At 66.5% G+C, this 23,719-nt stretch carries 19 protein-coding genes and 1 tRNA gene; 13 read left to right on the forward strand and 7 right to left on the reverse strand.

Annotated features, from left to right (window positions below; all coding sequences use genetic code 11):
• Positions 1 to 144: 144 nt before the first annotated feature.
• Positions 145 to 1,374, reverse strand: coding sequence for an 8-amino-7-oxononanoate synthase (gene bioF, locus ABD002_RS07085; protein WP_343788660.1), 1,230 nt, complete (start codon positions 1,372 to 1,374; stop codon positions 145 to 147).
• A 132-nt stretch (positions 1,375 to 1,506) separates the two neighbouring features.
• Positions 1,507 to 2,517: a biotin synthase BioB gene (gene bioB, locus ABD002_RS07090; RefSeq protein WP_343788663.1), complete on the reverse strand. Its 1,011-nt coding sequence runs from the start codon at positions 2,515 to 2,517 to the stop codon at positions 1,507 to 1,509.
• Between the two features lie 151 nt (positions 2,518 to 2,668).
• On the opposite strand from bioB, the gene ABD002_RS07095 reads away from it, so the two are divergent.
• Positions 2,669 to 3,391: a ComF family protein gene (locus ABD002_RS07095; RefSeq protein WP_343788666.1), complete on the forward strand. Its 723-nt coding sequence runs from the start codon at positions 2,669 to 2,671 to the stop codon at positions 3,389 to 3,391.
• Between the two features lie 128 nt (positions 3,392 to 3,519).
• On the opposite strand, the gene ubiA is transcribed toward ABD002_RS07095, so the two are convergent.
• Complete coding sequence (gene ubiA, locus ABD002_RS07100; protein ID WP_343789396.1) at positions 3,520 to 4,506, reverse strand: 4-hydroxybenzoate octaprenyltransferase; 987 nt, start codon at positions 4,504 to 4,506, stop codon at positions 3,520 to 3,522.
• A 1,160-nt stretch (positions 4,507 to 5,666) separates the two neighbouring features.
• Between ubiA and ABD002_RS07105 the strand changes: the two genes are divergently transcribed.
• A complete protein-coding gene (locus ABD002_RS07105; protein ID WP_343788669.1) occupies positions 5,667 to 7,307 on the forward strand; it encodes an FMN-binding glutamate synthase family protein in 1,641 nt (546 codons plus the stop codon).
• Between the two features lie 24 nt (positions 7,308 to 7,331).
• Here ABD002_RS07105 and ABD002_RS07110 read toward each other — a convergent pair whose 3' ends face one another.
• Together ABD002_RS07110 and ABD002_RS07115 are read right to left on the reverse strand one after the other, a co-directional pair.
• Positions 7,332 to 7,739: a GFA family protein gene (locus ABD002_RS07110; RefSeq protein ID WP_343788672.1), complete on the reverse strand. Its 408-nt coding sequence runs from the start codon at positions 7,737 to 7,739 to the stop codon at positions 7,332 to 7,334.
• 650 nt (positions 7,740 to 8,389) lie between these two features.
• Positions 8,390 to 8,890, reverse strand: a complete 501-nt coding sequence (locus ABD002_RS07115; RefSeq protein WP_343788675.1) for a hypothetical protein — start codon at positions 8,888 to 8,890, stop codon at positions 8,390 to 8,392.
• Positions 8,891 to 9,549: 659 nt separating this feature from the next.
• Here ABD002_RS07115 and ABD002_RS07120 point away from each other — a divergent pair.
• From ABD002_RS07120 to ABD002_RS07130, 3 genes are all read left to right on the forward strand, one after another.
• On the forward strand, positions 9,550 to 10,983 hold the full coding sequence (locus tag ABD002_RS07120) for an amino acid permease (RefSeq protein ID WP_343788678.1): 1,434 nt from the start codon (positions 9,550 to 9,552) through the stop codon (positions 10,981 to 10,983).
• 54 nt (positions 10,984 to 11,037) lie between these two features.
• Positions 11,038 to 11,114 (forward strand) — tRNA-Arg (locus ABD002_RS07125).
• Positions 11,115 to 11,377: 263 nt separating this feature from the next.
• Positions 11,378 to 11,908 (forward strand): c-type cytochrome, encoded by a 531-nt coding sequence (locus ABD002_RS07130; protein ID WP_343788680.1) that lies wholly within the window; start codon positions 11,378 to 11,380, stop codon positions 11,906 to 11,908.
• A 298-nt stretch (positions 11,909 to 12,206) separates the two neighbouring features.
• Here ABD002_RS07130 and ABD002_RS07135 read toward each other — a convergent pair whose 3' ends face one another.
• Positions 12,207 to 12,809, reverse strand: coding sequence for an acyl carrier protein phosphodiesterase (locus tag ABD002_RS07135; RefSeq protein ID WP_343788682.1), 603 nt, complete (start codon positions 12,807 to 12,809; stop codon positions 12,207 to 12,209).
• A 68-nt stretch (positions 12,810 to 12,877) separates the two neighbouring features.
• Between ABD002_RS07135 and ABD002_RS07140 the strand changes: the two genes are divergently transcribed.
• The 8 genes from ABD002_RS07140 to ABD002_RS07175 all read left to right on the forward strand — a co-directional run bounded on the left by ABD002_RS07140 (position 12,878) and on the right by ABD002_RS07175 (position 23,166).
• Complete coding sequence (locus tag ABD002_RS07140) at positions 12,878 to 13,552, forward strand: alpha/beta hydrolase (RefSeq protein ID WP_343789399.1); 675 nt, start codon at positions 12,878 to 12,880, stop codon at positions 13,550 to 13,552.
• Positions 13,549 to 14,661, forward strand: coding sequence for a cell division protein ZapE (gene zapE / locus ABD002_RS07145; protein ID WP_343788685.1), 1,113 nt, complete (start codon positions 13,549 to 13,551; stop codon positions 14,659 to 14,661). The genes ABD002_RS07140 and zapE overlap by 4 nt, the downstream gene beginning before the upstream one ends.
• A 541-nt stretch (positions 14,662 to 15,202) precedes the next feature.
• On the forward strand, positions 15,203 to 16,744 hold the full coding sequence (locus tag ABD002_RS07150; protein ID WP_343788688.1) for an efflux transporter outer membrane subunit: 1,542 nt from the start codon (positions 15,203 to 15,205) through the stop codon (positions 16,742 to 16,744).
• 12 nt (positions 16,745 to 16,756) lie between these two features.
• On the forward strand, positions 16,757 to 17,989 hold the full coding sequence (locus tag ABD002_RS07155; protein WP_343788692.1) for an efflux RND transporter periplasmic adaptor subunit: 1,233 nt from the start codon (positions 16,757 to 16,759) through the stop codon (positions 17,987 to 17,989).
• A gap of 258 nt (positions 17,990 to 18,247) precedes the next feature.
• Entirely contained in the window at positions 18,248 to 21,307 is a 3,060-nt protein-coding gene (locus ABD002_RS07160) for an efflux RND transporter permease subunit (protein WP_343788695.1), read from the forward strand.
• Between the two features lie 67 nt (positions 21,308 to 21,374).
• Positions 21,375 to 22,202, forward strand: a complete 828-nt coding sequence (gene queF, locus ABD002_RS07165) for an NADPH-dependent 7-cyano-7-deazaguanine reductase QueF (RefSeq protein ID WP_343788698.1) — start codon at positions 21,375 to 21,377, stop codon at positions 22,200 to 22,202.
• A 128-nt stretch (positions 22,203 to 22,330) separates the two neighbouring features.
• Positions 22,331 to 22,651 (forward strand): LysM peptidoglycan-binding domain-containing protein, encoded by a 321-nt coding sequence (locus ABD002_RS07170; RefSeq protein WP_343788701.1) that lies wholly within the window; start codon positions 22,331 to 22,333, stop codon positions 22,649 to 22,651.
• Positions 22,652 to 22,671: 20 nt separating this feature from the next.
• Positions 22,672 to 23,166 (forward strand): hypothetical protein, encoded by a 495-nt coding sequence (locus tag ABD002_RS07175; protein WP_343788704.1) that lies wholly within the window; start codon positions 22,672 to 22,674, stop codon positions 23,164 to 23,166.
• Positions 23,167 to 23,342: 176 nt separating this feature from the next.
• On the opposite strand, the gene ABD002_RS07180 is transcribed toward ABD002_RS07175, so the two are convergent.
• A complete protein-coding gene (locus ABD002_RS07180; RefSeq protein WP_343788707.1) occupies positions 23,343 to 23,705 on the reverse strand; it encodes a cupredoxin domain-containing protein in 363 nt (120 codons plus the stop codon).
• Positions 23,706 to 23,719: the final 14 nt, after the last annotated feature.

Raw genomic sequence — 23,719 nt, forward strand, 5'->3', positions numbered from 1 at the left:
CAGTGCCTTGTCCGGCAAGGGTCGCAACGCCAAGGCAAAAGACACTGGATGCCCGCTGAAAGCGCGCGGGAATGACGAGCCGAACGTCGTGAAGCGCTTCCAGCCTCCTCCGGGGTGACGGGAGAAGGCGGCAGGTGTATCGCATCACGGTAGACAATCCGCCAGCGCATCCAGCAAGCGCTCGACATCGCTCTCTGCATGCAGCGCCGACAGCGCGACGCGCAGGCGCGCCTGGCCGGCCGGCACGGTCGGCGGCCGGATCGCTGGCACGTAGAGCCCGGCCTCTTCGAGCTGCGCGGAAACCGCTAGCGCAGCCGCACTGTCGCCGATCGAGACCGGCTGGATCGGCGTGCGCGACGCGAGCAGCGCGATGCCGCGCTCCGCCGCGCCGCTGCGGAAATGCGCGATCAGCCGCGTGAGCCGATCGCGCCGCCAACCCTCGAAGCGCGCAATCTCGATCGCGGCGCTCGTCGCGGCCGCGAGCGAGGGCGGCAGCGCGGTGGTGTAGATGAAGCTGCGTGCGTTCTGCACGAGGCCGTCGATCAACGTCGCGCTGCCGGCGACGAACGCGCCGGCGACGCCGAGCGCCTTGCCGAGCGTCGCCATCAGGATCGGCGCATCGTCCTGCGACAGCTTTGCCTCGGCGACGCTGCCGGCGCCTTCCGGACCGAGCACGCCGAGGCCGTGCGCGTCGTCGACCATCAATGTCGCGCGCTGCGCTCTGCACAGCGCCGCCAGTTCCGCCAGCGGCGCGACATCGCCGTCCATGCTGAACACGCCGTCGCTCGCGAGCAGCGCGGGCGCGCTGGGATGCGTGTCGAGCTGGCGCGCTGCACTCGCGACGTCGGCGTGCACGTAACGCTTCAACACGCAGCCAGCGAGGCGCGCACCGTCGAGCAGGCTCGCGTGGTTGAGCTTGTCCTGCACGCACAAGTCTTCCGCGCCGAGCAGTGCCGACAACACACCGAGGTTGGCCATGTAGCCGGTCGAGAACAGCAGTGCGCGCTCGCGGCCGGTCCAGCGTGCGAGCGCGTCTTCGAGTTTCGCGTGTTCGTCGCGGTGGCCACCGAGCAGATGCGCCGCGCTCGCGCCGACGCCCCAACGCGCCACCGCCTTCGCCAACGCTTCCCGCAACGCCGGATGCTGGGCGAGGCCGAGATAGTCGTTGCTCGCGAAGTTCAGCAGCTGCTTGCCGGCGATCTGGATATGCGCGCCATCGACCGCCTCGACGGTGCGCAGGCGGCGCAGTAGCGCTTGCCGCGCGCGTTCGGACTGTGCAGCGGCGAGGCGTTCGAGCAGGCCGAGCCTTACTCCCTCTCCCCCAATGGTTTTCTCATTGGGGGAGAGGGTGGGGGTGAGGGGGCGGGGCTTCATGCGAGCGTGAGGCCGGGTTTGCGATCAGGGAAAACGAAGTGAAGCCTGTTGGCAAGCGGTAGGGCCGCAACCTTTCCGACCCCTCGCCCCCTCACCCAACCCTCTCCCCCGGCATTGCCGGGGGAGAGGGCTTCAAGCGACTTCCACGGCGCAGGGTTCGACGATATCGGCATGCACCGTGTTCGACTCGACCTCAATCGGCATCGCATGGATACCCAGGCGCGCGAATAGCGCCTGGTCGCGTTCGGTGTCCGGGTTGCCGGTGGTCAGCAGTTTCTCGCCGTAGAAGATCGAGTTCGCGCCGGCGAAGAAGCACAGCGCCTGCAGCTCGTCGCTCATCTCGGCGCGGCCGGCCGACAGACGCACCATCGAGCGCGGCATCGTGATGCGCGCGACCGCGATCGTGCGCACGAACTCGAACGGGTCGAGCAACGCAGTGCCGGCCAGCGGCGTGCCTTCGACCTGCACGAGGCGATTGATCGGCACCGATTCCGGATGCGCCGGCAACGTCGCCAGCGTATGCAGCAAACCGGCACGCTGCGCGCGCGACTCACCCATGCCGACGATTCCGCCGCAGCAGGTCTTGAGGCCGGCGTCGCGCACGTGCTCGAGCGTGTCGAGGCGATCCTGGATCTCGCGCGTATGGATGATCTCGCCGTAGAACTCCGGCGCGGTGTCGATGTTGTGGTTGTAGTAGTCGAGGCCGGCGTCCTTCAACGCGTCGGCCTGCGGCTGCGACAGCATGCCGAGCGTCGCGCAGGTTTCCATGCCGAGCGCCTTGACCGCGCTGACCATGGCAGCGACTTTCGGGATGTCGCGATCCTTCGGCGAGCGCCAGGCCGCGCCCATGCAAAAGCGCGTCGCGCCGGCGGACCTGGCCTGCTTCGCCTTCGCGAGCACCGCCTCGAGGCTCATCAGCTTCTCGGCCTCGACGCCGGTCGCATAGCGCGCGGCCTGCGGGCAGTACGCGCAGTCCTCGGGGCAGCCGCCGGTCTTGATCGAGAGCAGCGTCGACACCTGCACCGCGTTCGGATCGTGGTGCGCCCGATGTACGGCATGCGCGCGCTGCAGCAGGTCGGCAAAGGGCAGGTCGAGCAGCGCGAGGATTTCGGCGCGGGTCCAGTCGTGGCGAAGGGCGGTCATGCGGTTCCGGTTTCGTTAGAGTGCTGGTCGTAGGAGCGGCTTCAGCCGCGATGCTCTTTATGCTTGCGGCGAACGACGAAAAAGCATCGCGGCTGAAGCCGCTCCTACAGCGAACGCGTGAAGTCTCAAGGCGTGGAAGGAGGCTGTCAACTTGAAACGGATCGGCACAGTTGACGGCTTTGCGGACCGCCTGCTGCGCGTCGTGCTGCCGCCGCGTTGCCTGCTCTGTGGCGCGGCTGGCGCGAATGGTCGCGATCTTTGCGCCGGCTGTGCCGCGGATCTCACGCGCAACACGCCCTGTTGCCCGCGCTGCGCGCTGCCGCTGGAAACGCCGGCGCCGCTGTGCGGCGGATGCCTCAAGCGTGAGCCGCCGTTCGCGGCCGCCTGGGCGCCGTTCCGCTACGGCCACCCGCTCGACCTGCTCGAAGCGCGCTTCAAGTTCCACGCCGACCTCGCCGCCGGGCGCGTGCTCGCCGAACTGATGGCCGAGCGCGCGATCGACGCTGCACCGAAGCGCGCGGACCTGATCATCCCGGTGCCGTTGCATCCGGCCCGCCTGCGCGAGCGCGGCTACAACCAGGCGCTCGAACTGGCCCGGCCGCTGGCAAAGGCGCTCGGGATTCCGTTGCGGCACGATGTGCTGCTACGCAACAAGGCGACGCCGCCGCAGACCGGCCTCGACGCCAAGGCACGCCGGCGCAACGTGCGCGGCGCGTTCATCGTGGCGCCGGGCGCGGAGTTCCCGGCCCGCGTCGTGCTGTTCGACGACGTGATGACGACCGGCGCGACCTTGCGCGAGGGCGCGCTCGCGTTGCGCCGGGCCGGCGCGGCGCACGTGGAGGTCTGGGCCTTGGCGCGGGCGCCACATCGCTGACCCGGACGCGCAGCGCCGTGGGCATCATCACACCGCATGGAATCGCGCGCAGCGGCCACGATCCGCGCATCATCAACGGCGGCATGCAATGAGAGCACGACGGGCCGCGCGGCAACGCGCGCGCCGCGTCAGCGGATCGCCAGCGCGAGCACCAGCCCGACCCACAGCGCGAGGCCGACCCAGTTGTTGTTGCGGAATGCGGTGAAGCAGTGCGCGCGGTCGCGGTCGCGGATCAGCCATTGCTGGTACGCGAACAAGCCGGTCGCGCCCGCGAGGCCGATGAAGTACGGCCAGTGCAGGTGCGCGCGCGTGCCGGCCAGCAGCATCGCGAACAGGAACGTCGCCATCAGTATGCCGATGATCACGCGGTCGGCGTCGCCGAACAGGATCGCGGTCGACTTCGCGCCGACGCGCAGGTCATCGTCGCGATCGACCATCGCATACTCGGTGTCGTAGATCGTCGAGAACAGCACGTTGGCGAGGAACAGCAGCCAGCACAGCGGCGGCAATGAATTCGTGACCGCCGCGAACGCCATCGGGATCGACCAGCCGAACGCGGCGCCGAGCACGACCTGGGCCAGATGCGTGACGCGCTTGGTGAACGGATAGATGGCGGCGAGCGCGGCGCCGACGAAGGACAGCTTGATCGTCAGCGCGTTCGTGAACAGCACCAGCACGAACGCGAAGGTCAGCAGGCCGCCGAACAGCAGCAGCGCCTCCTTCTTCGAGACGCGGCCCGCGGCCATCGGCCGGCCGCGCGTGCGCTCGACGTTCGCGTCGAGCCAATCGTGGTCCGCGTAGTCGTTGATCACGCAGCCGGCGCTGCGCATCGCGAACACGCCGAGCGTGAAGATCAGCAAGGGACCGATCGGCGGAAAATCATTCGCGGCGAACCACAGCGCCCACCAGGTCGGCCACAGCAGCAGCAAGGCGCCGACCGGGCGATCCATGCGCATCAGCACCAGGTATTCGCGGATGCGCGCACGGTGCTTCGCCGGCAGATGGCCGAGCAGCCAGTCGATGACCTTGGCCGAGCGCGCCGAGGTATCGGCGGGCCGTGCAACCGCGGCCGCACGTGGCGCCGGCGCCGGTTTGCGCGCGAACGACGGGACCATCGTAGGTGTTTCCGGCGCTTCCGGTGTCACTTGGTGCAAGACCTCGCGCGGCGGTGGCATGGCTGCCGGTGATGGTTGAGGCGTGGAAGTCGGTACGCGGGCGGGCGGCGGCACGGCAGCTGCGGTGGCATGCGGCGGCGCTGCGCTCGCGACGGTTGCCGCAGGCGTGGCGGCTGCAATTGGCACGGAGGCAGCAGGCTTCGCCGGCATGCTCGATGGCGGAGTCGGGATCACCGCTTCGGGCTGATCACGCGCCGGCATCGTCGATGCGAGGACCGGCGCGCGCGCTGGCTCCGTTGCCGACATCACAGGCGCTGGCGGCACCATCGGGACCGACGGTCTCGGCGCAGCGGCGCTCGACTGTGCGTTCGCCGGTATCGCCGCTGCAGCACCGGCGTTCGACGCGATTGCGGGGGGCGCGACTGGCGCTGCGGTCGGTGATGGTCGAGGGGGCGGCGCGAAAGGCCGCGCCGGAGTCGCAGCCTGCCTCGACTCCGCCTCACCCCATGAGGGTGATCGCGTCGTGCCAGCCGCGCTGTCGGCTGCCTGCGCATCCGGAACCGGTGCCGCGCGTGGCGGCTGCACGCGCATATCCGCGACCGGCGCGGCCGCGCTCGCATGGATTTCGTTCGCGGCTGTGTTGTCCGGCGTATCAGGCATCGGTGATGGGTCGCGCGGCTGCTCGGATGGCGCCGGTATGAGTGGCGCCTGCACGACCTCATGCGATTCCCGTGCCGACGCTGCGTCCTCGTCCGCCACAGCGACCTTGCGCGTGCGGCGCGGTGCCGCCGGTTGGTCGACCGCCGCCGCCTTCGGCTTCGCTGGTGCGCGCTTCGGCTTCGCCGGCGCTGACACCATCGGACCCGCGTCGTTCTTCAGCGCCGCGCGCCGCCGAGCCGGTTTCGCCGATGGCGCGGCATCACCCGGCGGCGGCGAATCGCCGTTCGCATCGGTCGACTTGCGCCGGCGCGGCGGCTTCGGGCAATGGGATTCTTCCATGCTTCGAGTTTAGCCCGCAATGTTGAAAAGTGCGGCCAAGGATGGCTGCTTTTTGCCCTTGCGATCGGGATGGTCGCAGCACAACACGCGACGAAACGTCGGCTATGCTGCCGCTTTCGCCATGCACTGCGATGCACGGCACGATCCGACAGGAGTTGTCGATGGACAAGTGGTTGCCATCCCGCTACCTCGCCTTCGCGCTCTGCGTGCTGGTCTTCGTGCTCGCGCTCCTGGCGTGGGACGACGGCCGCAGCGTGAAGGTGCTCGCGATCGCGTCCGGCCTGCTCGTTGCGCTCGGCGTCGCCGACCTCGCGCAGAAACGTTCGACCTTGCGGCGCAATTATCCGGTGATCTCGCACATCCGCTTCTTCTTCGAGGACGTGCGGCCGATGCTGCGCCAGTACATCGTCGAGTCGGACACCGAGGAAGCGCCGTTCTCGCACGTGCAGCGCGCGGTGGTCTACCAGCGCGCGAAACAGGCGCTCGACGTGCGCCCGTTCGGTACCGAGCTGAACGTCTATGAAGAGCGCTACGAATGGCTGAACCATTCGATCGCGCCGAGCCTGATCGACAGCCACGACTTCCGCATCACGGTCGGCGGCCCGCAATGCACGCAACCGTACTCGGCCAGCGTGTTCAACATCTCGGCGATGAGCTTCGGCGCGATCTCGCCGAACGCGATCCGTGCGCTCAACGAGGGCGCGCGCCGCGGCGGCTTCTACCACGACACCGGCGAAGGCTCGCTGTCCGCGTACCACCGCGAGAACGGCGGCGACATCTGCTGGGAGCTTGGTTCGGGGTATTTCGGCGCCTGCGAGCGCGCCGGCGTGTTCAGCGAGGCGAAGTTCGCCGAGAAGGCGGTGCTCGCGCAGGTGAAGATGATCGAGATCAAGCTGTCGCAGGGCGCCAAGCCCGGCCACGGCGGCGTGCTGCCGGCGGCGAAGGTCAGCGCCGAGATCGCGGCGACGCGCGGCGTGCCGATGGGCCAGGACTGCGTCTCGCCGGCGCGGCATTCCGCGTTCGACACGCCCGAGGGCCTGCTGCATTTCGTCGCGCGCCTGCGCGAGCTCTCCGGCGGCAAGCCGACCGGCTTCAAGCTCGCGATCGGTCATCCGTGGGAATGGTTCGGCATCGCCAAGGCAATGGGCACGACCGGCATCCTGCCGGATTTCATCGTCGTCGACGGCGGCGAAGGCGGCACCGGCGCCGCGCCCCTGGAGTTCACCGACCATGTCGGCGCGCCGCTGCGCGAGGCGCTGATGCTGGTGCACAACACACTGGTCGGCCTGAACCTGCGCGACAGGATCCGCATCGGCGCGAGCGCCAAGGTGATCACCGCGATCGACCTTGCGCGCACGCTCAGCATAGGCGCGGACTGGTGCAACGCCGCGCGCGGTTTCATGTTCGCGCTCGGCTGCCTCCAGTCGCAGAGCTGCCACACCGACCGCTGCCCGACCGGCGTGGCCACACAGGACCCGCGCCGCTGGAAGCAACTCGACGTGCCCGACAAGGCCAGCCGCGTCGCGAACTTCCACGACAACACGCTGCGCGCGCTGAAGGAACTGATCCAGGCCTCGGGCCTGCAGCACCCGAGCGACCTCGGCCCCGAGCACGTGATCCGCCGCGTGTCCTCGAACGAGGTGCGCTCGCTGGCCACGCTGTACCGCTTCCTCGAACCCGGCGAACTGCTGACCGGCGTGCCCGAGCACGCGGTGTTCCAGCGCTTCTGGGCCATCGCGCGTCCCGACACGTTCGCGGCGCCGGAGGAACTCAGTGCGCGCAGGATGACGAAGTTGCGCTGAGGCGCGTGCTGATGCGGCTCGCGATCAGGTCGGGTCCTTGTCGTACGACCGGATGCCATCCGGGAGCCTGACCCACGAGTGTCTGCGGCAGTCGTAGACCGAATCCTGCGGCGCCGGGAAGCTTGGGTCCGCAAAGGCGCCTACCGCGACGCTCACGGATGACTGCTCGCACCCCTCTTCCGTGTGGAACACGGTTGTTCCGCAAACCGGACAGAAGCGGAATCTGAACTTCGCGCCCTGGTCGCCCGTGCGGACGTACTCGGTTGCCGTACCCAGGACCTTACACGGCGCAGCGAAGCTGGCCAATGCAGCGAAGACGCTCCCCGTCCGGCGCTGACAGGCGAGGCAGTGGCAGAGACCGACTCCGAGAGGTTCACCCTGAACCTCGATGCGCAGTTGACCGCAGGTGCAAGAGGCTGCTCGAGAATCCATTGGGTACCTCGTGGGTTGTACTCGTGCCACTCAATGTTGCTCAGCCGCGTGCCGAGAAAGCGCACTCTGACCCGGGTTTCGTAGCTTTCATCAAAAGAATTGTTTTTCTTGACACCTAGCCTATTTCCCAGTGGCCGGGTCTTTGGTGCCTTCTTTGCCGGTATATGGGTTCACATTGCCTTTGGTTGACCAGTTGTCGTTCCTGGACTTGTTTGGGTCAGTGGCGTGCGCAGGTGCAACGTACGTTCCGTCCTTCTTCACATAGCCCTTGATGCTGTGGCTCCCACCGCTAGAACTGTGGGCGCCGTTTGAGTGAGTTCCGCCAGAATGAGCACCGCCACCTCGAGCAAAGGCCGGCGCGCACGCACAGGTAACTACCATAGAAATGGTGATGACTAATGCTTTCACGGATTTCTCCTTTGGTGGAAATAGTTGGCGTATCTAGGGAAGCTCTGAAGAAGTCGTCATTCCCGCGGAAGCGGGAATCCAAGTGGCTGTTTTCAATGGATGCCCGCTTTCGCTGGCATGACGTCGAAGAACTTATTCAGACCTCCCCTAGGTGTGAAGCCCAACGACGTGCTAAGCCGCCGCCGGCCGACAGTGGTCGGTTTGAGCGGAGTCCGGTCCCGGCGGTCGGCATAAGCACATAGTTAGCCGAACAACACACTGGGGAAGGAGCTTCTAGACACAATTACAGGCTTTCCAAGTATTGTGGCTTTCGTTCCCGGATGGTTCATATAGACCCTCAAGCCCTTTCCTTTTGGAGCTGTTACCAAAACGGTGTATTGGTCTTCAGTTCCCCCTTTTGCCTTCTGGCGGGCAGCTATCATTGAGGCGAGTTGATCTGCAATGATTGCGCAAATCTCTCTTGCCTCAACGCACACCAGTGCAACGAAAGTCCGCTCATTGGTTGCAGCGATCGCGCGGATTGTCTTGATGTGGTCGGAGTGAAACGTGAACACAAATTCGTCGCTGGCTCCGTGGGCTGCGCCCGCATACTTGAAGTACACGGCTATCTGATCGTTGATCTTGTAGGCAGAGCTGACAATTTGGTTCTTGATGCGCAGTGAGTTTATGGCTGTAAATTGCTCATCTTCCGCAATCTGGATCAATGCCGCTCCGTGGTACAGATGATCATCGCGAACCTTCATGGAGAATCTCCTTTCGACGTGTGAAAGACGTGAACCGGTCGGCCAACGCGCGGCGCGCAGCTTTTCACGCGCCCGCTTGGACTAATGGTTAGGCGTGACCTGCGCAGGCCTCACTTGGGTACACACCGAAAAGTGATATCAACTCTAGGAAAATTCCCCAACAGATATGGAGGCTTTGACTCATTGGTATCCGTCACTTCAACGGATTTCCCAGTCTTGCTGCATTGTCCGTACGCCTCCCGCATAGCGTCTCCACGCAAGGTCCCCAAGCCCGTGAAGCCAGTTGCTGCCTGTTTGGAGATGAAGTAAGTGTCGCCCCCCATCTGGACCACGCCGGAATTTGATGCGCACGCGCTAACCAGAACGGCGATGACTGCGGCTGCGAGAGAGCTTTTCACCATGCATCCCCTAATTTGCAAGAACGTCTAACTACTATTCGGTTTCAAAGTGGAACCTAATCCCGCAACCTTTTCCCCAAGGCGCGACGGCGACGAGGTGATCGTCCCATCCGAATCAGGCATCGGCAAGTCGTGTTGCAGCAGATGCACGTCCAATCCGAGCGGCTCCCGGCGGCATCGCCGCGCCGCGTGCTGCACTGCCGCTCGTCTGGCAGGAGCGAGCGGCTATGATCGAGGCTTTAGCCCAAGGGAAACCGCCGCATGAGCCTGCTCGCGCAACTGACGCGCCACAAGTCGGTCGAACAACTGCAGGCCGAAATCGGCACGCGTCGCGATTTCCGCCGCGTGCTCGGCGTCTGGCAGCTCACCGCGATCGGCATCGGCGGCATCATCGGCGTCGGTGTGTTCGTGCTCGCGGGCCAGCAGGCCGCGCTCAACGCGGGGCCGGCGGTCGCGCTCGCGTTCATCATCGCCGGCATCGCCAGCGCGGCGGCCGCACTGTGCTACGCCGAGTTCGCCGGTCTGATCCCGGTCACCGGCAGCGCCTACACCTACAGCTATGCGACGCTGGGCGAGCTGGTGGCCTGGCTGATCGGCTGGGACCTGCTGCTTGAATATGCGCTGATCGTCGCGGTCGTCGCGATCGGATGGTCCGGCTACGTGCAGTCGGCGCTGGCCAGCGCCGGTCTCAGCCTGCCCGTGTGGGCGCAAGGCGCGATCGGCACCGGCGAGGGCCGTGTATTCAATCTGATCGCCGCGCTGGTCACGCTCGCCGTCGCGACCTTGCTGGTCATGCGCACCGAATGGGGCGCGCGCTTCAACACGGTGGTCGTCGCGGTCAAGGTCGCTGCGGTCGCTCTGGTGATCGGCGTCGGCGTGTTCTACGTGAATCCGGCGAACTGGCATCCGTTCGTCCCGGAGCGCGTGATCGGGCCTGACGGCATCGGCCACTTCGGTTTGAAAGGCGTCGCGACCGCCGCCGCGGTCGTGTTCTTCGCGGTGTTCGGCTACGACACGCTGACCACCGCAGCGGAGGAGTCGAAGAATCCGCAACGCGACCTGCCGCGCGCAGTGCTGCTGTCACTGGGCATCTCGATGGCGATGTATCTGGCCGTGTCGATGGTGCTGACCGGCATCGCGCACTACGACACGCTCAACACCGAAGCGCCGGTGGCCGACGCGTTCAAGGGCCTCGGCCTGCACTGGGTCGCGGTGACGATCTCGGTCTCGGCGGTGTTCGGTCTGATCAGCGTGCTGTTCGCGTTCATGCTCGGCGCCGCGCGCATCTGGTTCGCGCTATCACGCGACGGCCTGTTGCCGGGCTGGTTCGCCAAGGTGCATCCGACGTACGGCACCCCGCATCGGCCGACCATCGCGCTCGGCGTGTTCACCGCGCTGGTCGCCGGATTCTTCCCGCTGGGCGAGGTCGCCAAGCTGGTCAACATCGGCGTGCTGTCCGCGTTCATCGTGATCTGCGGCTCGGTGATCCTGCTGCGCATCCGAAAGCCCGACTTGCCGCGCGCGTTCCGCACGCCGTGGGTGCCGCTGATCCCGCTGATCGGCATCGGATTCTCGATCTGGCTGCTGTCCGAATTGGCCGCGATCACCTGGATGGTGTTCGTCGTGTGGGTCAGCCTGGGATTCATCATCTACTTCAGCTACGGCATCCGTCACAGCAAGCTCGCGCAACGCTGAATCGCGCGGCGGCAAGACGACGTTCCGCGCGGATCATGCGACAATGCGCGCCACGCGCTCGTAGCTCAGCTGGATAGAGTACCGCCCTCCGAAGGCGGTGGTCGGAGGTTCGAATCCTCTCGAGCGCGCCATCATTCAAGTGATTCCAATTTCTGGGTTCGACCCAGAGGCAGGAGCCGCTGGGCACGGCGTAGCCGCCCGCAGGGCGAGGCACAGGATGTGCCGAGTGAATCCCGCCGAGCGCGCCACTCATGCACTGTGGCGATTTGCCGCGCCGGCGCCGTGTGGCGCGGCTAGCCGCCTTCCGCGCTCCGGGCGCGGCCGCTATACTCCTCCGACTTTTTTGTGCGTCCGGCGGGCATTCCCGTCCGGGCGCTTTCGCAGAGGTGGTTCTGTGAGCAATCCCGTTACCCGGACCGACGCGGTCTTCCTCAAGCATTTCGCGATGCTGATCGGCTTCCTGATGATCGTCGCGGTGCTGCTGATCGCGCTGGCAGTGCATATCTACAGCAAGAACCCGCCGCCGGAGAATCCGGACAAGCAGAAGCTCGTCGAGCAGCGCATCGCGCCGGTTGGCGGCGTGTATGCCGGCGACACCGGCCGCGCCGCGATGCAGGCGGCGCAGGAAGCTGCGGCGAAGGCCGCTGCTTCGCAAGTGGCCTACGGCGGCACGACCGACGGCAAGGCGATCTTCGGCAATCTCTGCCACAGCTGCCACGAAACCGGCGCAGGCGGCGCACCGAAGATCAGCGACAAGGCGGTGTGGGCGCCGCGCGTCGCCGCGGGCATCGAGACGCTGATCAAGCACGCGACCGACGGCTACACCGGCAAGAGCGGCGTGATGCCGGCCAAGGGCGGCAACCCGGCCTTGAACGACGCGCAGATCAAAGCGACCGTCGAGTGGATGGTGAGCCAGGTGAAGTGATCCGCGCTTGCGCGATGCCATCCGGCATCGCGCGCGGATCACTTCGGTCGGGCATGGATGCCCGACGGCAGACGCTTCAGGGACGAATCGGAGTCGCCGAAAAACGCCGCCCGCGGGCGGCGTTTTCGTTTGTCCGAAACGGTAAGCCGCGAACTGCGTAGCGCTTGCACGATGCTCCCCGGCATCGTGCGCGTCATTGGGGTCGACCATGGAAGGTAGACGGCAGAAGCTTCAGGGACGAATCCGTGCCGCTCCGTCTTCAACGCCGCCTCTTGGCGGCGTTTTCGTTTGCGGCGAATCAGCCCGGCAAGGTCGCCGCGAGCCGCCCGCGTTCGCGCACCGCATGCTCGATGAGATCAGGGAAGAACGCATCGAAATGCCGATCGAGCGGAGCCGCGCGCGCCTCGATCACCGGCAGCGCGCCCGCGAGCGGATTCGCGCGCGACAGGCGTTGCGAGAGTCCGCGCAGTACATCTTCGATCATCGGGATTTCGCGATAGCGCCCGGGAAGGTCATGCGCGCGCAGGTAGCGCGCGAAGCCGTGCATGCGCGGTGGCAGTTCCGCGCTGCGCAGATCGAGCAGATCCTGCACCGACCGCGAGAACGCCTGCAGCGATCCGCTGCCATGACGCGACCAGTCGCGCGCGAGCAGATGGTCGAACCAGACATCGAGCAGGATCCCGGCATAGCGCCGATACGGCGGTTCGAACAACGCACGCGCGGCGGCGACTTCGGGATGCGCGTCTGTGTAGGCATCGACCGCGCGATGCAGCGCAATGCCGATGCGAACGCCGCGCGGCAGCGCCGGATCGATCGCGCCGCGCAGGAAATCCGCGATCAGGCTGCCGAACATCACGTCCGCGTCCGGCGCGGCGAGCCACGCATGCGCGAGATGGTTCATGCCGGTGTCGCTGAGTCGTTCATCGCATCACGCTATCATGCGCGCCGATGAATCCCCGTGACCACGACATGTCCTCGCCGCCGTTTCCGGACGGCGGCGGCGCACTGCTGCTGCCCGGGCCGGCCGGCGCGATCGAACTCGCCTGCGCGATGCCGGAGACGGGCCTCGCGCGTGCCGGCGTCGCGATCATCAGCCATCCGCATCCGCTGCAGGGCGGCACGATGCACAACAAGGTCGTCACCATCCTCGAGCGCGCGCTGCTCGAACTCGGGCTGGCGACCGTGCGCTTCAATTTCCGCGGCGTCGGCCAGTCCGAAGGCGTGCATGACCACAGCGTCGGCGAGACCGACGATCTGGTCGCGATCGCGGCCTGGCTGCGCGCGGTGCGCGCCGGCGATGCGCTCTGGCTGGCCGGATTCTCGTTCGGCAGCTACGTCACCTTGCGCGCGGCCGGTCGCCTCGATCCGGCGCAACTGATCCTGGTCGCGCCGCCGGTCGGGCGCTGGGATTTCGGCGACATCGCGGCGCCGGGCTGCCCGTGGCTGATCGTGCAGGGCGAAGACGACGAGGTCGTCGACGCGAAGGCGGTGTTCGCCTGGGCCGAAACCCTCGAGCCCGCGCCGCAACTCGTGCGCATGCCGGAGACCGGGCATTTCTTCCATCGCCGGCTGATGGACCTGCGCGGCGCTTTGAAGAATGCGCTGGCGGCGAACCTGCCGCCGTTGCGTAGCAGCGAGGCATGAGCGCAACGCTGGATGCGCCGGCGCACGCGCAGTCGCCGGGAGAGCGCTATCGCGCCGGCGTCGCGGCCGGTGATTGGCAGTCTGACCCGGCGCAGCTCGCCGCGCTGGTTCCGCTCGATCGACTCTGGAATGAACTGACCGAGGCACGGCCCGCTTCACTCTGGCAGCGCCTGCGCGGACGGGATGCCGATGCGCCGCGCGGCCTCTACCTTTGGGGCCGGGTCGGTCGCGGCAAGACGTTTCTCTGCGACCTGCTGTTCGACGCTGTGCCGACAGCGCGCAAGCGCCGCGTGCATTTCCACCGTTTCATGCAGGACGTGCATGCCGAGCTGCGCACGCTGGTGGGGCACAGCGATCCGCTGGTAACGGTCGCCGCGCGGATCGCCGCGGAGGTGCGCCTGCTCGTGCTCGACGAATTCTTTGTCGGCGACATCGGCGACGCGATGATTCTCGGCAACCTGCTGCGTGCGCTGTTCGAGCGCGGCGTCGTGCTGGTCACCACCTCGAACGCGGCACCGCAGGCGCTCTACAAGGACGGCCTGCAGCGTGAGCGATTCCTGCCCGCGATCGCGCTGATCGAACGCCACTGTGAAATCGTCGAGCTGGCCTCGCCGCACGACTGGCGGCTGCGCGCGCTGAAGCAGGCGCCGATCTACTACACGCCGCCCGGCGTCGAGGCCGAGCGCGCGCTGCAGGCCGCGTTCGGCCGCGTCGCGCACGGCGCGCCGCGCCGCGACTTCGAGTTCACGCTGAACGACCGCCCGATCGCGGTGCACTGCGAGCTGGACGGCGCGATCTGGTTCGAGTTCGCGGCGCTCTGCGAGGGCCCGCGCGCGGTCGCCGACTACATCGAACTGGCGAAGGCGTATCACACGATCCTGGTCTCGAATGTCCCCGAGTTCACGCCGCAGACCGACGATGCCGCGCGCCGCTTCATCGAGCTCGTCGACGAGGTCTATGATCGCGGCGTGAAGCTGGTGCTGTCCGCCGCGGTGCCGATCGTCGAGCTCTACGACGGCGAGCGCCTGCGCGCGGAGTTCGCGCGCACCGAATCGCGCCTGATCGAGATGCAGAGCGAGGACTACCTCGCGCGCGAGCATCGTCCCTGAACGCGGCCGCCCTGGTCGCGCGCGGCGGGCAGCCCGTCGCCCAAACCGACATGTTGCGGATCTGCGACAGCGGCGGCGAAGCGCAGCCTGCCGTACGAAACGCTTGAAGTGGCGCGCTATCGTCACCATGCCATGCGATGGCCACGGCGGGGCTGCCGCCGTAGATCTCATGCGGGCCATGACGTTTGTCCATTGTCCACAATGTTGACGCTGGCTATCGTGCGCATCCCGCTTGCGGGCTGCGCCATGACTTCCGGCACATCTTGATTGGAACCCCGCGGCTCACTAATATTGAACTATTAAGTTCACTTAAATTCTGAATTACTCGTCATCCTTGGCGACTGCGCGCGCAGGAACGCGCGAACAGCGGAGCTGGCCCGAAGGGCGAGCGCCAGGAAGGCGTGAGTCACGCCGAGATCCATCTTGATCTTGCTTCCACAGCAGAATGGATACCGGCTTGAAACAGCCCAGCGGCTGTTGAAAGCCGCCGGAACGACAGCGAAAGGTGAATTGTTCAGACCTTCCCTAACGGATGCGCTTCATGATCGGGAATAGACACCGCAGGCGCCCCCGCGCCGCGTCCACCGGATCGATATCGCGCCCGCAGGTGCGGTTGGCGGCGTTGGCGGTTGCGCTCGCGCTCGCCGGTTGCGCGGCCGGTCCGGAATTCCGCGAACCGCCCGCTCCCGCGGTCAAGGCCTACCGCGCGGATGCACTGCCGGCGGCGACCGTCGCGACCCAGGCGCCCACAGGCGACGCGCAGCGTTTCCTCGAGGGCGCGGACGTACCGGCGCGCTGGTGGACCACGTTCTCCAGCGACGAACTCGATCGCCGCGTCGACCAGGCGCTCGCGCACAGTCCGACGATCGCGGCGGCGCAGGCCGCGTTGCGTCAGGCGCAGGAGAACACGAACGCCGCGCGCGGTTCGCTGTTCCCGAGCGTCGATGCGAAAGTCGGCGCAACGCGCGGCAATTCGAACGGTGCCGCCGGCGCCACCGCGGGCGCGTCGACGTTCTCGATCTACAACGCCGGCGTCAGCGTGGGCTACACGCTGGACCTGTTCGGCGGCGTGCGCCGCGGCATCGAGGCGCAGTCGGCGCTGACGGATTTCCAGCAGTTCCAGCTGCGCGGCACCTATCTCAGCCTCGCCACGAATGTCGCGACCACGAGCTTCCGCGAGGCTTCGCTGCGCGGGCAGATCCATGCGATCGAGGAGATCGTCGACGCCTACCAGAAGCAGCTCGGCCTGGTCGAGGCGCAGCACGAGATCGGCGCGAAGTCGCTGTCCGACGTGCTGGTGATCCGCACCCAGGTCGCGACCACGCGCGCGCAGTTGCCAGCGCTGCGTCAGGCGCTGGCGCAGACGCAGACCCAGCTCGCGGTCTATCTCGGCCACTTTCCGTCGGAAGCGGAGCTCGCCTCGGTCGAGCTCGACGCGCTGGCGCTGCCGCGCGACGTCCCGGTCAGCCTGCCGTCGGTGCTGGTGCGGCAGCGTCCGGACGTCCGCGCCGCGGAAGCCCAGCTGCATCAGGCGACCGCCGCGGTCGGCGTCGCGACCGCGAACCTGTTTCCGCAGATCACGCTGAACGGCAGCCTCGGCTCGCAGGCGCTGAACGCCGATGACCTGTTCTCCAGCGGCACCAAGGCCTGGAGCATCGGCGCGAACCTGCTGCAGCCGATCTTCCATGGCGGCTCGCTGCGCGCGCAGAAGCGCGCAGCGGAGGCCGGGCTCGACAAGGCCGCGGCCGACTACCAGACCACGGTGCTGACCGCGTTCCAGAACGTCGCCGACTCGCTGCGCGCGCTCGAACTGGATGCGGAGAACCTGAAGGCGCAGGCTGAGGCCGAACAGTCGGCCGAACACAGCCTCGAGCTGGTGCGCACGCAGTACAAGGACGGCGCGGCGAGCTATCTGCAGGTGCTCGATGCGACGCGCCAGTACCAGCAGGCACGCATCGGCCTGATCCAAGCGCGCGCGGCTCGCCTGTCCGACACCGCCGCGCTGTATGCGGCGCTCGGCGGCGGCTGGCAGGGCGACGCCCGCAAGGTTGCTGCCGTGAACCCCACCACCGAATCGCGATAAGAGAGCTCCAGCATGCAAACGCGTGTCGAGAAGAAACCGAGCACGACCAAGCGCATGATCATCATGGTGCTGCTCGTGCTGTTGTTGATCGGCGTCATCGTCGGCGTCAAGGCGACGATGATCATGCAGATGATGGCCGGCATGAAGCCGCCGCCGCCGTCCGTCGTCAGCACGGCGAAGGTCGCCTACCAGGACTGGCAGCCGTCGCTCGGCGCGGTCGGCACGCTGCGCGCGGTGCGCGGCGCCGATCTCGCGTTCGACATCGCCGGGCTGGTCACCAAGGTCAACCTGAAGTCCGGCGACGAGGTCAAGGAAGGCCAGGTGCTGGTGCAGATGCGCGACAGCGAGGACGTGGCCCAGTTGCACCAGCTCGAGGCCGCGGCAGCGCTGGCCGAGGTTACGTTCGGCCGTGCCAAGCAGCAGCTTGCGGTGCAGGCGATCAGCAAGGCCGACTACGACACCGCGGCCGCCGATCTCAAGGCCAAGCAGGCCGCTGTGCAGCAGCAGCAGGTGAATGTCGCGAAGAAGCAGCTGCGCGCGCCGTTCGCGGGACGCGCCGGCATCATCACGGTCAACCCGGGCGCCTACATCAACGCCGGCACGGCGATCGTGACCGTGCAGCAGCTCGACCCGGTGTTCGTGGACCTGCACCTGCCGCAACGCAATCTCAATGCGTTGCGCGCCGGCCAGAATGTCTCGCTGAGCCTGGACTCGTACCCGGGCAAGCACTTCGAAGGCAAGGTCAGCGCAATCAGCCCAAAGGTCGACAACGACACGCGCAACGTGCAGATCGAGGCAAGCGTGCCGAATCCGGATCGCCTGCTCACACCGGGCATGTTCGCCAACATCTCGATCGACGTCGGCGACAAGCAGCGCCAGCTGACCTTGCCGCAGACCGCGGTCGTATACAACCCGTACGGCGATACGGTCTACGTCGTCAAGCATCGCAGCGAGATGAAGGATCCGCCTGCTGACGCGAAGGGCGCAGATCCGAAGCCGGCCAAGCCGGCCGCGAAGGACGCCGGCAAGGACAAGGGCGCCTCGGGCAGCGATCTCGTCGTGCAGCAGACGTTCGTGACCACCGGCGGTACGCGCGGCGACCAGGTCGCGATCGTCAAGGGGCTCGACGAGGGCGTCGAGGTCGTCACCAGCGGCCAGATCAAGCTGAAGAACGGTGCGCCGATCACGATCGACAACAAGGTGCAGCCGTCGGACAACCCGAATCCGACGCCGCAGGAAAATTGATTGAAAAGTGCGGCCAGGATGGCCGCTTTTGCCGGGCAGGACGCCCGTGAGAAGCCATTGAATCCTGAACTCCCTCCCGCCGGGAGAGAGTGGCGCGAACGCGCTGGTGAGAGTTCGTGCGAAGCCGGATGTCCCGGCTTTGCCGAACCCTCACCCCAACCCCTTTCCCGACGGGAGAAGGGCTCAATTGAGAAGCGCGGACAGGAGTCCGCTTTTTGACTCTCGCGATCATGGACGATCGCAAAGGTAGGCGAAGCCATGAATTTCACCGACACCTTCATCAAGAACCCCGTGCTGGCGATCGTCGTCAGCGCACTGATCCTCGTGCTCGGCCTGCGCGCAGTCAGCGACCTCTCGGTCCGGCAGTACCCGAAGACCGAGAACGCGGTGGTCACCGTGACGACGGCCTACTTCGGAGCCGACGCGCAGACCATCGCCGGCTTCATCACGCAGCCGCTGGAGCAGGCCATCTCGCAGGCGCAGGGCATCGACTACCTGACCTCGTCGAGCGTCAGCGGCGTGTCGACGATCACCGCGACGTTGCGGCTGAACTACGACGCGAACAAGGCGCTGACGCAGATCCAGACCCAGGTCACCTCGGTGCGCAACCAGCTGCCGCCGCAGGCGCAGCAGCCGGTGCTGAATGTGCAGGTCGGCCAGACCATCGATGCGATGTACCTCGGCTTCCGCAGCGACGTGCTGCCGTCCAACAGCATCACCGACTATCTGGTGCGCGTGGTCAAGCCCAAGCTCGACGCGCTCGAAGGCGTGCAGACCGCCGAGATCCTCGGCGGCCGCCAGTTCGCGCTGCGCGCGTGGCTCGACCCGTCCCGCCTCGCCGCGCACGGCGTCACCGCCGCCGACGTCTACCAGGCACTGTCGTCGAACAACTACCTCGCCGCGGTCGGCACGACCAAGGGCCAGATGGTCAGCGTGGATCTCACCGCCGCGACCGACCTGCACTCGGTCGACGAGTTCAAGAAGCTCAGCGTCAAGCAGAAGAACGGCGCGATCGTGCGCCTCGAGGATGTCGCCACCGTCACCCTCGGCGCCGAGGACTACGATTTCAACGTCGCATTCAGCGGCAAGCAGGCGGTGTTCGTCGGCATCAAGGTGGCGCCGGATGCGAACGTGCTCGACGTGGCCCAGCGCGTGCGCAACGCGATGCCGGACATCAAGTCGCAGCTGCCGACCGGACTCGACGGCGAGATCGTCTACGACGGCACCGAGTTCGTCACGTCGTCGATCCACGAGGTCGTGAAGACCCTGGTCGAGGCACTGCTGATCGTCACGCTGGTGATCTTCCTGTTCCTCGGCAGTCCGCGCGCGGTGGTCATCCCGGTGGTCGCGATGCCGCTGTCGCTGATCGGCACGTTCTTCGTGATGCTCGCGCTGGGCTACTCGATCAACCTGCTGACCCTGCTCGCGCTGGTGCTCGCGATCGGCCTCGTCGTCGACGATGCGATCATCGTCGTCGAGAATGTCGACCGTCACATGAAGGAAGGCAAGACCCCGTTCCAGTCCGCGCTGATCGCCGCGCGCGAACTCGGTGGACCGATCCTCGCGATGACCGTCGTACTGATCGCGGTGTATGTGCCGATCGGCTTCCAGAAAGGCCTGACCGGTGCGCTGTTCACCGAATTCGCATTCACGCTCGCCGGTGCGGTCACCGTCTCGGCCATCGTCGCGCTGACCTTGTCGCCGATGATGTGCGCGAAATTCTTCAAGGAAGATCAGGAGAGCGGCCGCTTCGTGCAGTGGCTCGATCGGCAGTTCGAGCGCGTGCACGACGGCTACCTGCGCGTATTGAGCAACGTGCTGCGGACCTGGAGCGTGATCGTGGTCATGGGCGCGCTACTGCTCGGCGCCACCGTCCTGCTCGGCATGACGGCGCAGTCCGAGCTGGCACCGGAGGAGGACCAGGGCTTCCTGTTCTATCAGCTCAATGGCGCGCCGAACGCGACCGCCGCGCAGATGCTCGGCTACTCGCACCAGATGTTCGGCGTCGGCAGCAAGATCCCCGAATACGCACAGATGTTCCAGATCGTCACGCCCGGCACCGGTTTCGGCGGCATGCTGTTCAAGCCGTGGGCCGAGCGCAGCAAGAACGCCAAGCAGCTGCAGCAGGAGCTGCAGGGCATCTGGAGCTCGATCGCCGGCGGCCAGATCTTCGTGTTCGCGCTGCCGGCGCTGCCCGGCGCGCAGGGCGCGCCGATCCAGTTGGTGATCAACACCACCGAGCCGTTCCAGAACCTCAACGAGGTCACGAATGCGGTCCTGCAGAAGGCGAAGGACAGCGGCAAGTTCTGGTTCGTCGACGCCGACCTCAAGATCGACAAGCCGCAGTCCACTGTGGTCGTCGACCGCGACCTGGTCTCGACGCTCGGCATGACCCAGCAGGACGTCGGCAGCTCGCTCGGCGCGGCGCTCGGCGGCGGCTACGTCAACTACTTCTCGATCGCCGGCCGCTCGTACAAGGTGATCCCGCAGGTGCTGCAGTCCGAGCGTCTGAATCCGAGCCAAGTGCTCGACTACTACCTGCGCGCGCCGGATGGTTCGGTGATCTCGGCGGCGACCGTCGCGTCGCTGAAGAACGAGATCGTGCCGCGCTCGATCAACCGCTTCCAGCAGCTCAATTCGGCGACGATCTCCGGCGCGAGCGGCATGTCGCAGGGCGAGGCGCTGCAGTTCCTGCGTGACGCGCTGCATGAGGTCGCGCCGACCGGCTACTCAATCGACTACGGCGGCCAGTCGCGCCAGTTCATGCAGGAATCGGGCGGTTTCGCCGTCACCCTGCTGTTCGCGATCATCATCGTGTTCCTGGCGCTGGCGGCGCAGTTCAACAGCCTGCGCGACCCGATCGTGATCCTGGTCTCGGTGCCGATGGCACTGTTCGGCGCGCTGATCTTCGTCAACCTGATCGCGAGCCTGAACATCTACACCCAGGTCGGCCTGGTCACGCTGATGGGTCTGGTCTCCAAGCACGGCATCCTGATCGTGCAGTTCGCCAACGAGATGCAGCGCGGCGGCATGCGCAAGCTCGAGGCGATCGAACACGCCGCCGCGGTGCGCCTGCGCCCGATCCTGATGACGACCGCCGCGATGGTGCTCGGCGTGATTCCGCTGGTGATCGCCTCGGGCGCCGGCGCGGCGGGCCGCTTCAGCATGGGCCTGGTGATCTCGACCGGCCTCTCGATCGGTACGCTGTTCACGCTGTTCGTGGTGCCGGCGTTCTACATGCTGCTGGCGCAGGACCACCACGCCGAGGCGGCGCGGCAGACGGAAGCCGGACTCGACGAAGCCGTGCCGCAACACTGAATTTGTAGCCGCGCCGTCGCATTCGCGGCGGCGCGGCTACGGCGGCACAGTTAGAATCGGCTGCGCCATGAATGCTCCGCACGACTCACTGCTCGGCCGCGCCTCGGCCTACCCGGATCGCTACGATCCCGCCCTGCTCTTTCCGATTCCGCGCGCCGCGAATCGTGCTGCCCTCGGCATGGGTGCCGAGTTGCCGTTCCATGGCGTCGATATCTGGAACGCGTACGAGCTGTCCTGGCTCGATGCGCGCGGCAAGCCCGAGGTCGCGCTGGCCGAATTCCGGATTCCGGCGACGTCGCCCAACATCGTCGAATCAAAATCGTTCAAGCTCTATCTAAACAGCTTCAATCGCGAGCGCGTCGGCGACGCCGAGGACCTGCGCGCGCGATTGATGAGCGATCTTTCCGCTGCGGCCGGCTCCGAGGTGACGGTCACGCTGACCCTCCCGGGCCGCTTCGCCGAGGCGCACCTTGCCGAACTCGACGGCGAACTGATCGACCGGCTCGCGATCGATATCGACGACTACGGCCCGCCGAACGCGGCGCATCTGGTGCTCGCCGCGGACGTGCGCGCGATCGAGGAAAGCCTGGTCTCGAACCTGCTGAAATCGAACTGCCCGGTCACCGGCCAGCCGGACTGGGCCAGCGTGCAGATCCGCTACACCGGCCCACGCATCGACCGCACCGGGCTGCTGCGCTACCTGGTCTCGTTCCGCGAACACGCGGAATTCCACGAACACTGCGTCGAGCGCATCTACGTCGACCTGATGCGCCGCTGCGCGCCGACGCAACTCAGCGTGTATGCGCGGTATACGCGCCGCGGCGGACTCGACATCAATCCCTGGCGCCGGAACGTCGCCGGCAATCCGCTAAATCTGCGCGGCGCGCGCCAATAGGTTTCGCCGACCTCCGCCGCTCACGCGGACGATGCAATTTGTAACACCGGTCCGCGAGGCTGCACTCACTCGCCGTTAAGCGCGGGTAAGTGTAATGTGCGATTCCCGTAGCGGAGAGGAGACCGGACGTGGGCAACGAGCCGAACAAACCGAACTTTTCGAACGTACAGAGTGGTTCCGACACCACTGCGCCGCCGCCACCCAAGGCGGATTTCAGCAATGTGCAATCCGGTGTCGCCTCGACCGCACCGGTTGTCGACGCACCAGCCGCACAGACCTACACCGTCGTCAGCGGCGACAGCCTTTCCAAGATCGCCAAGAAGGTCTACGGCAACGCAAGCCGCTGGCAGGACATCTTCAAGGCGAATCGCGACCAGCTCGACAATCCCGACCTGATCAAACCCGGCCAGGTCCTGAAGATTCCCGCGGATGCGGGTTCCAACGGCTGAACACAACGGAGGGTACGACGATGAAGAACCAACACAGCCAACACCTCACCCTGATCGTCGCAATGGCCGGTGCGCTCGCGCTCTCCGCCTGCGGCAAGAAGGAAGAACCCGCGCCGGCGCCTGCGCCGCCTCCGGCAGCCGCCGCCCCGGCACCTGCTCCGGTCACTCCGCCGGCCCCTGCGCCCGCACCGGTCGCCGTCGCGTCGGTCGACCTCGGCACCGCGGTCGGTCCGGACCAGAAGGTGACCACCGCGACGACAGCCTTCATGCCAAAGGACACGATCTATGCCGCGGTTTCCACCACCGGTACGGCGCCGAACGCAGTGCTGAACGCGAAGTGGACCTATCAGGACGGCCAGACCGTGAACGACTCGAGCCAGACCATCGCGCCGAACGGCGCCGCGGTCACCAGCTTCCACATCAGCAAGCCGGACGGCTGGCCGGCCGGCAACTACAAGGTGGAAATATCGCTGGACGGCAAGATGGTTGCGACCAAGGACTTCAGCGTCAAGTAAGTCCAGGATGGACTTATCCCGTGCAGGCCATGGAGGGCCGATGACACGGGATCCAGCATCAGGAAGATGTGCTCATCCCGTGCAGCATAGGGATGTGCGAAGACACGAGATCCAGTTCCACCGAAAACGACAAGGGCGCGGAGCGATCCGCGCCCTTTTTGTTTGCGCGCTGGCGATTACCGGACCACCACGGAGCCGGTCATCTGCGGATGGATTGTGCAGAAGTACACGTAGGTGCCCGCGCTCTGGAACACCGTGGTGTACGCGGCATCGGTGTCGAGCGCCGGCGACGGACCGAAGTGATTGCCGACGCTGACCACGATATGCGGCTCTTCGTCGTGGTTGGTCCAGGTCACCCGCGCACCGATCGGCACTAGGAGCTGCGCAGGCTGGAAGCTGAAGTTCCTGACGTCGATGCGGTAGTCGCCGCCGCCGACGCTCGGCGCGGATGCGGCGGCAGATTCCGGAGAGGCAACCGGCGACGCGCTCGCGAACAGCAGCAGCGCGAACAGCAGCGGAAGAGGGTGATGAGCGATCATAAGTGTTGGCTCCG

Source organism: Dokdonella soli (assembly GCF_039523175.1).
Classification (GTDB): Bacteria; Pseudomonadota; Gammaproteobacteria; order Xanthomonadales; family Rhodanobacteraceae; genus Dokdonella_A; species Dokdonella_A soli.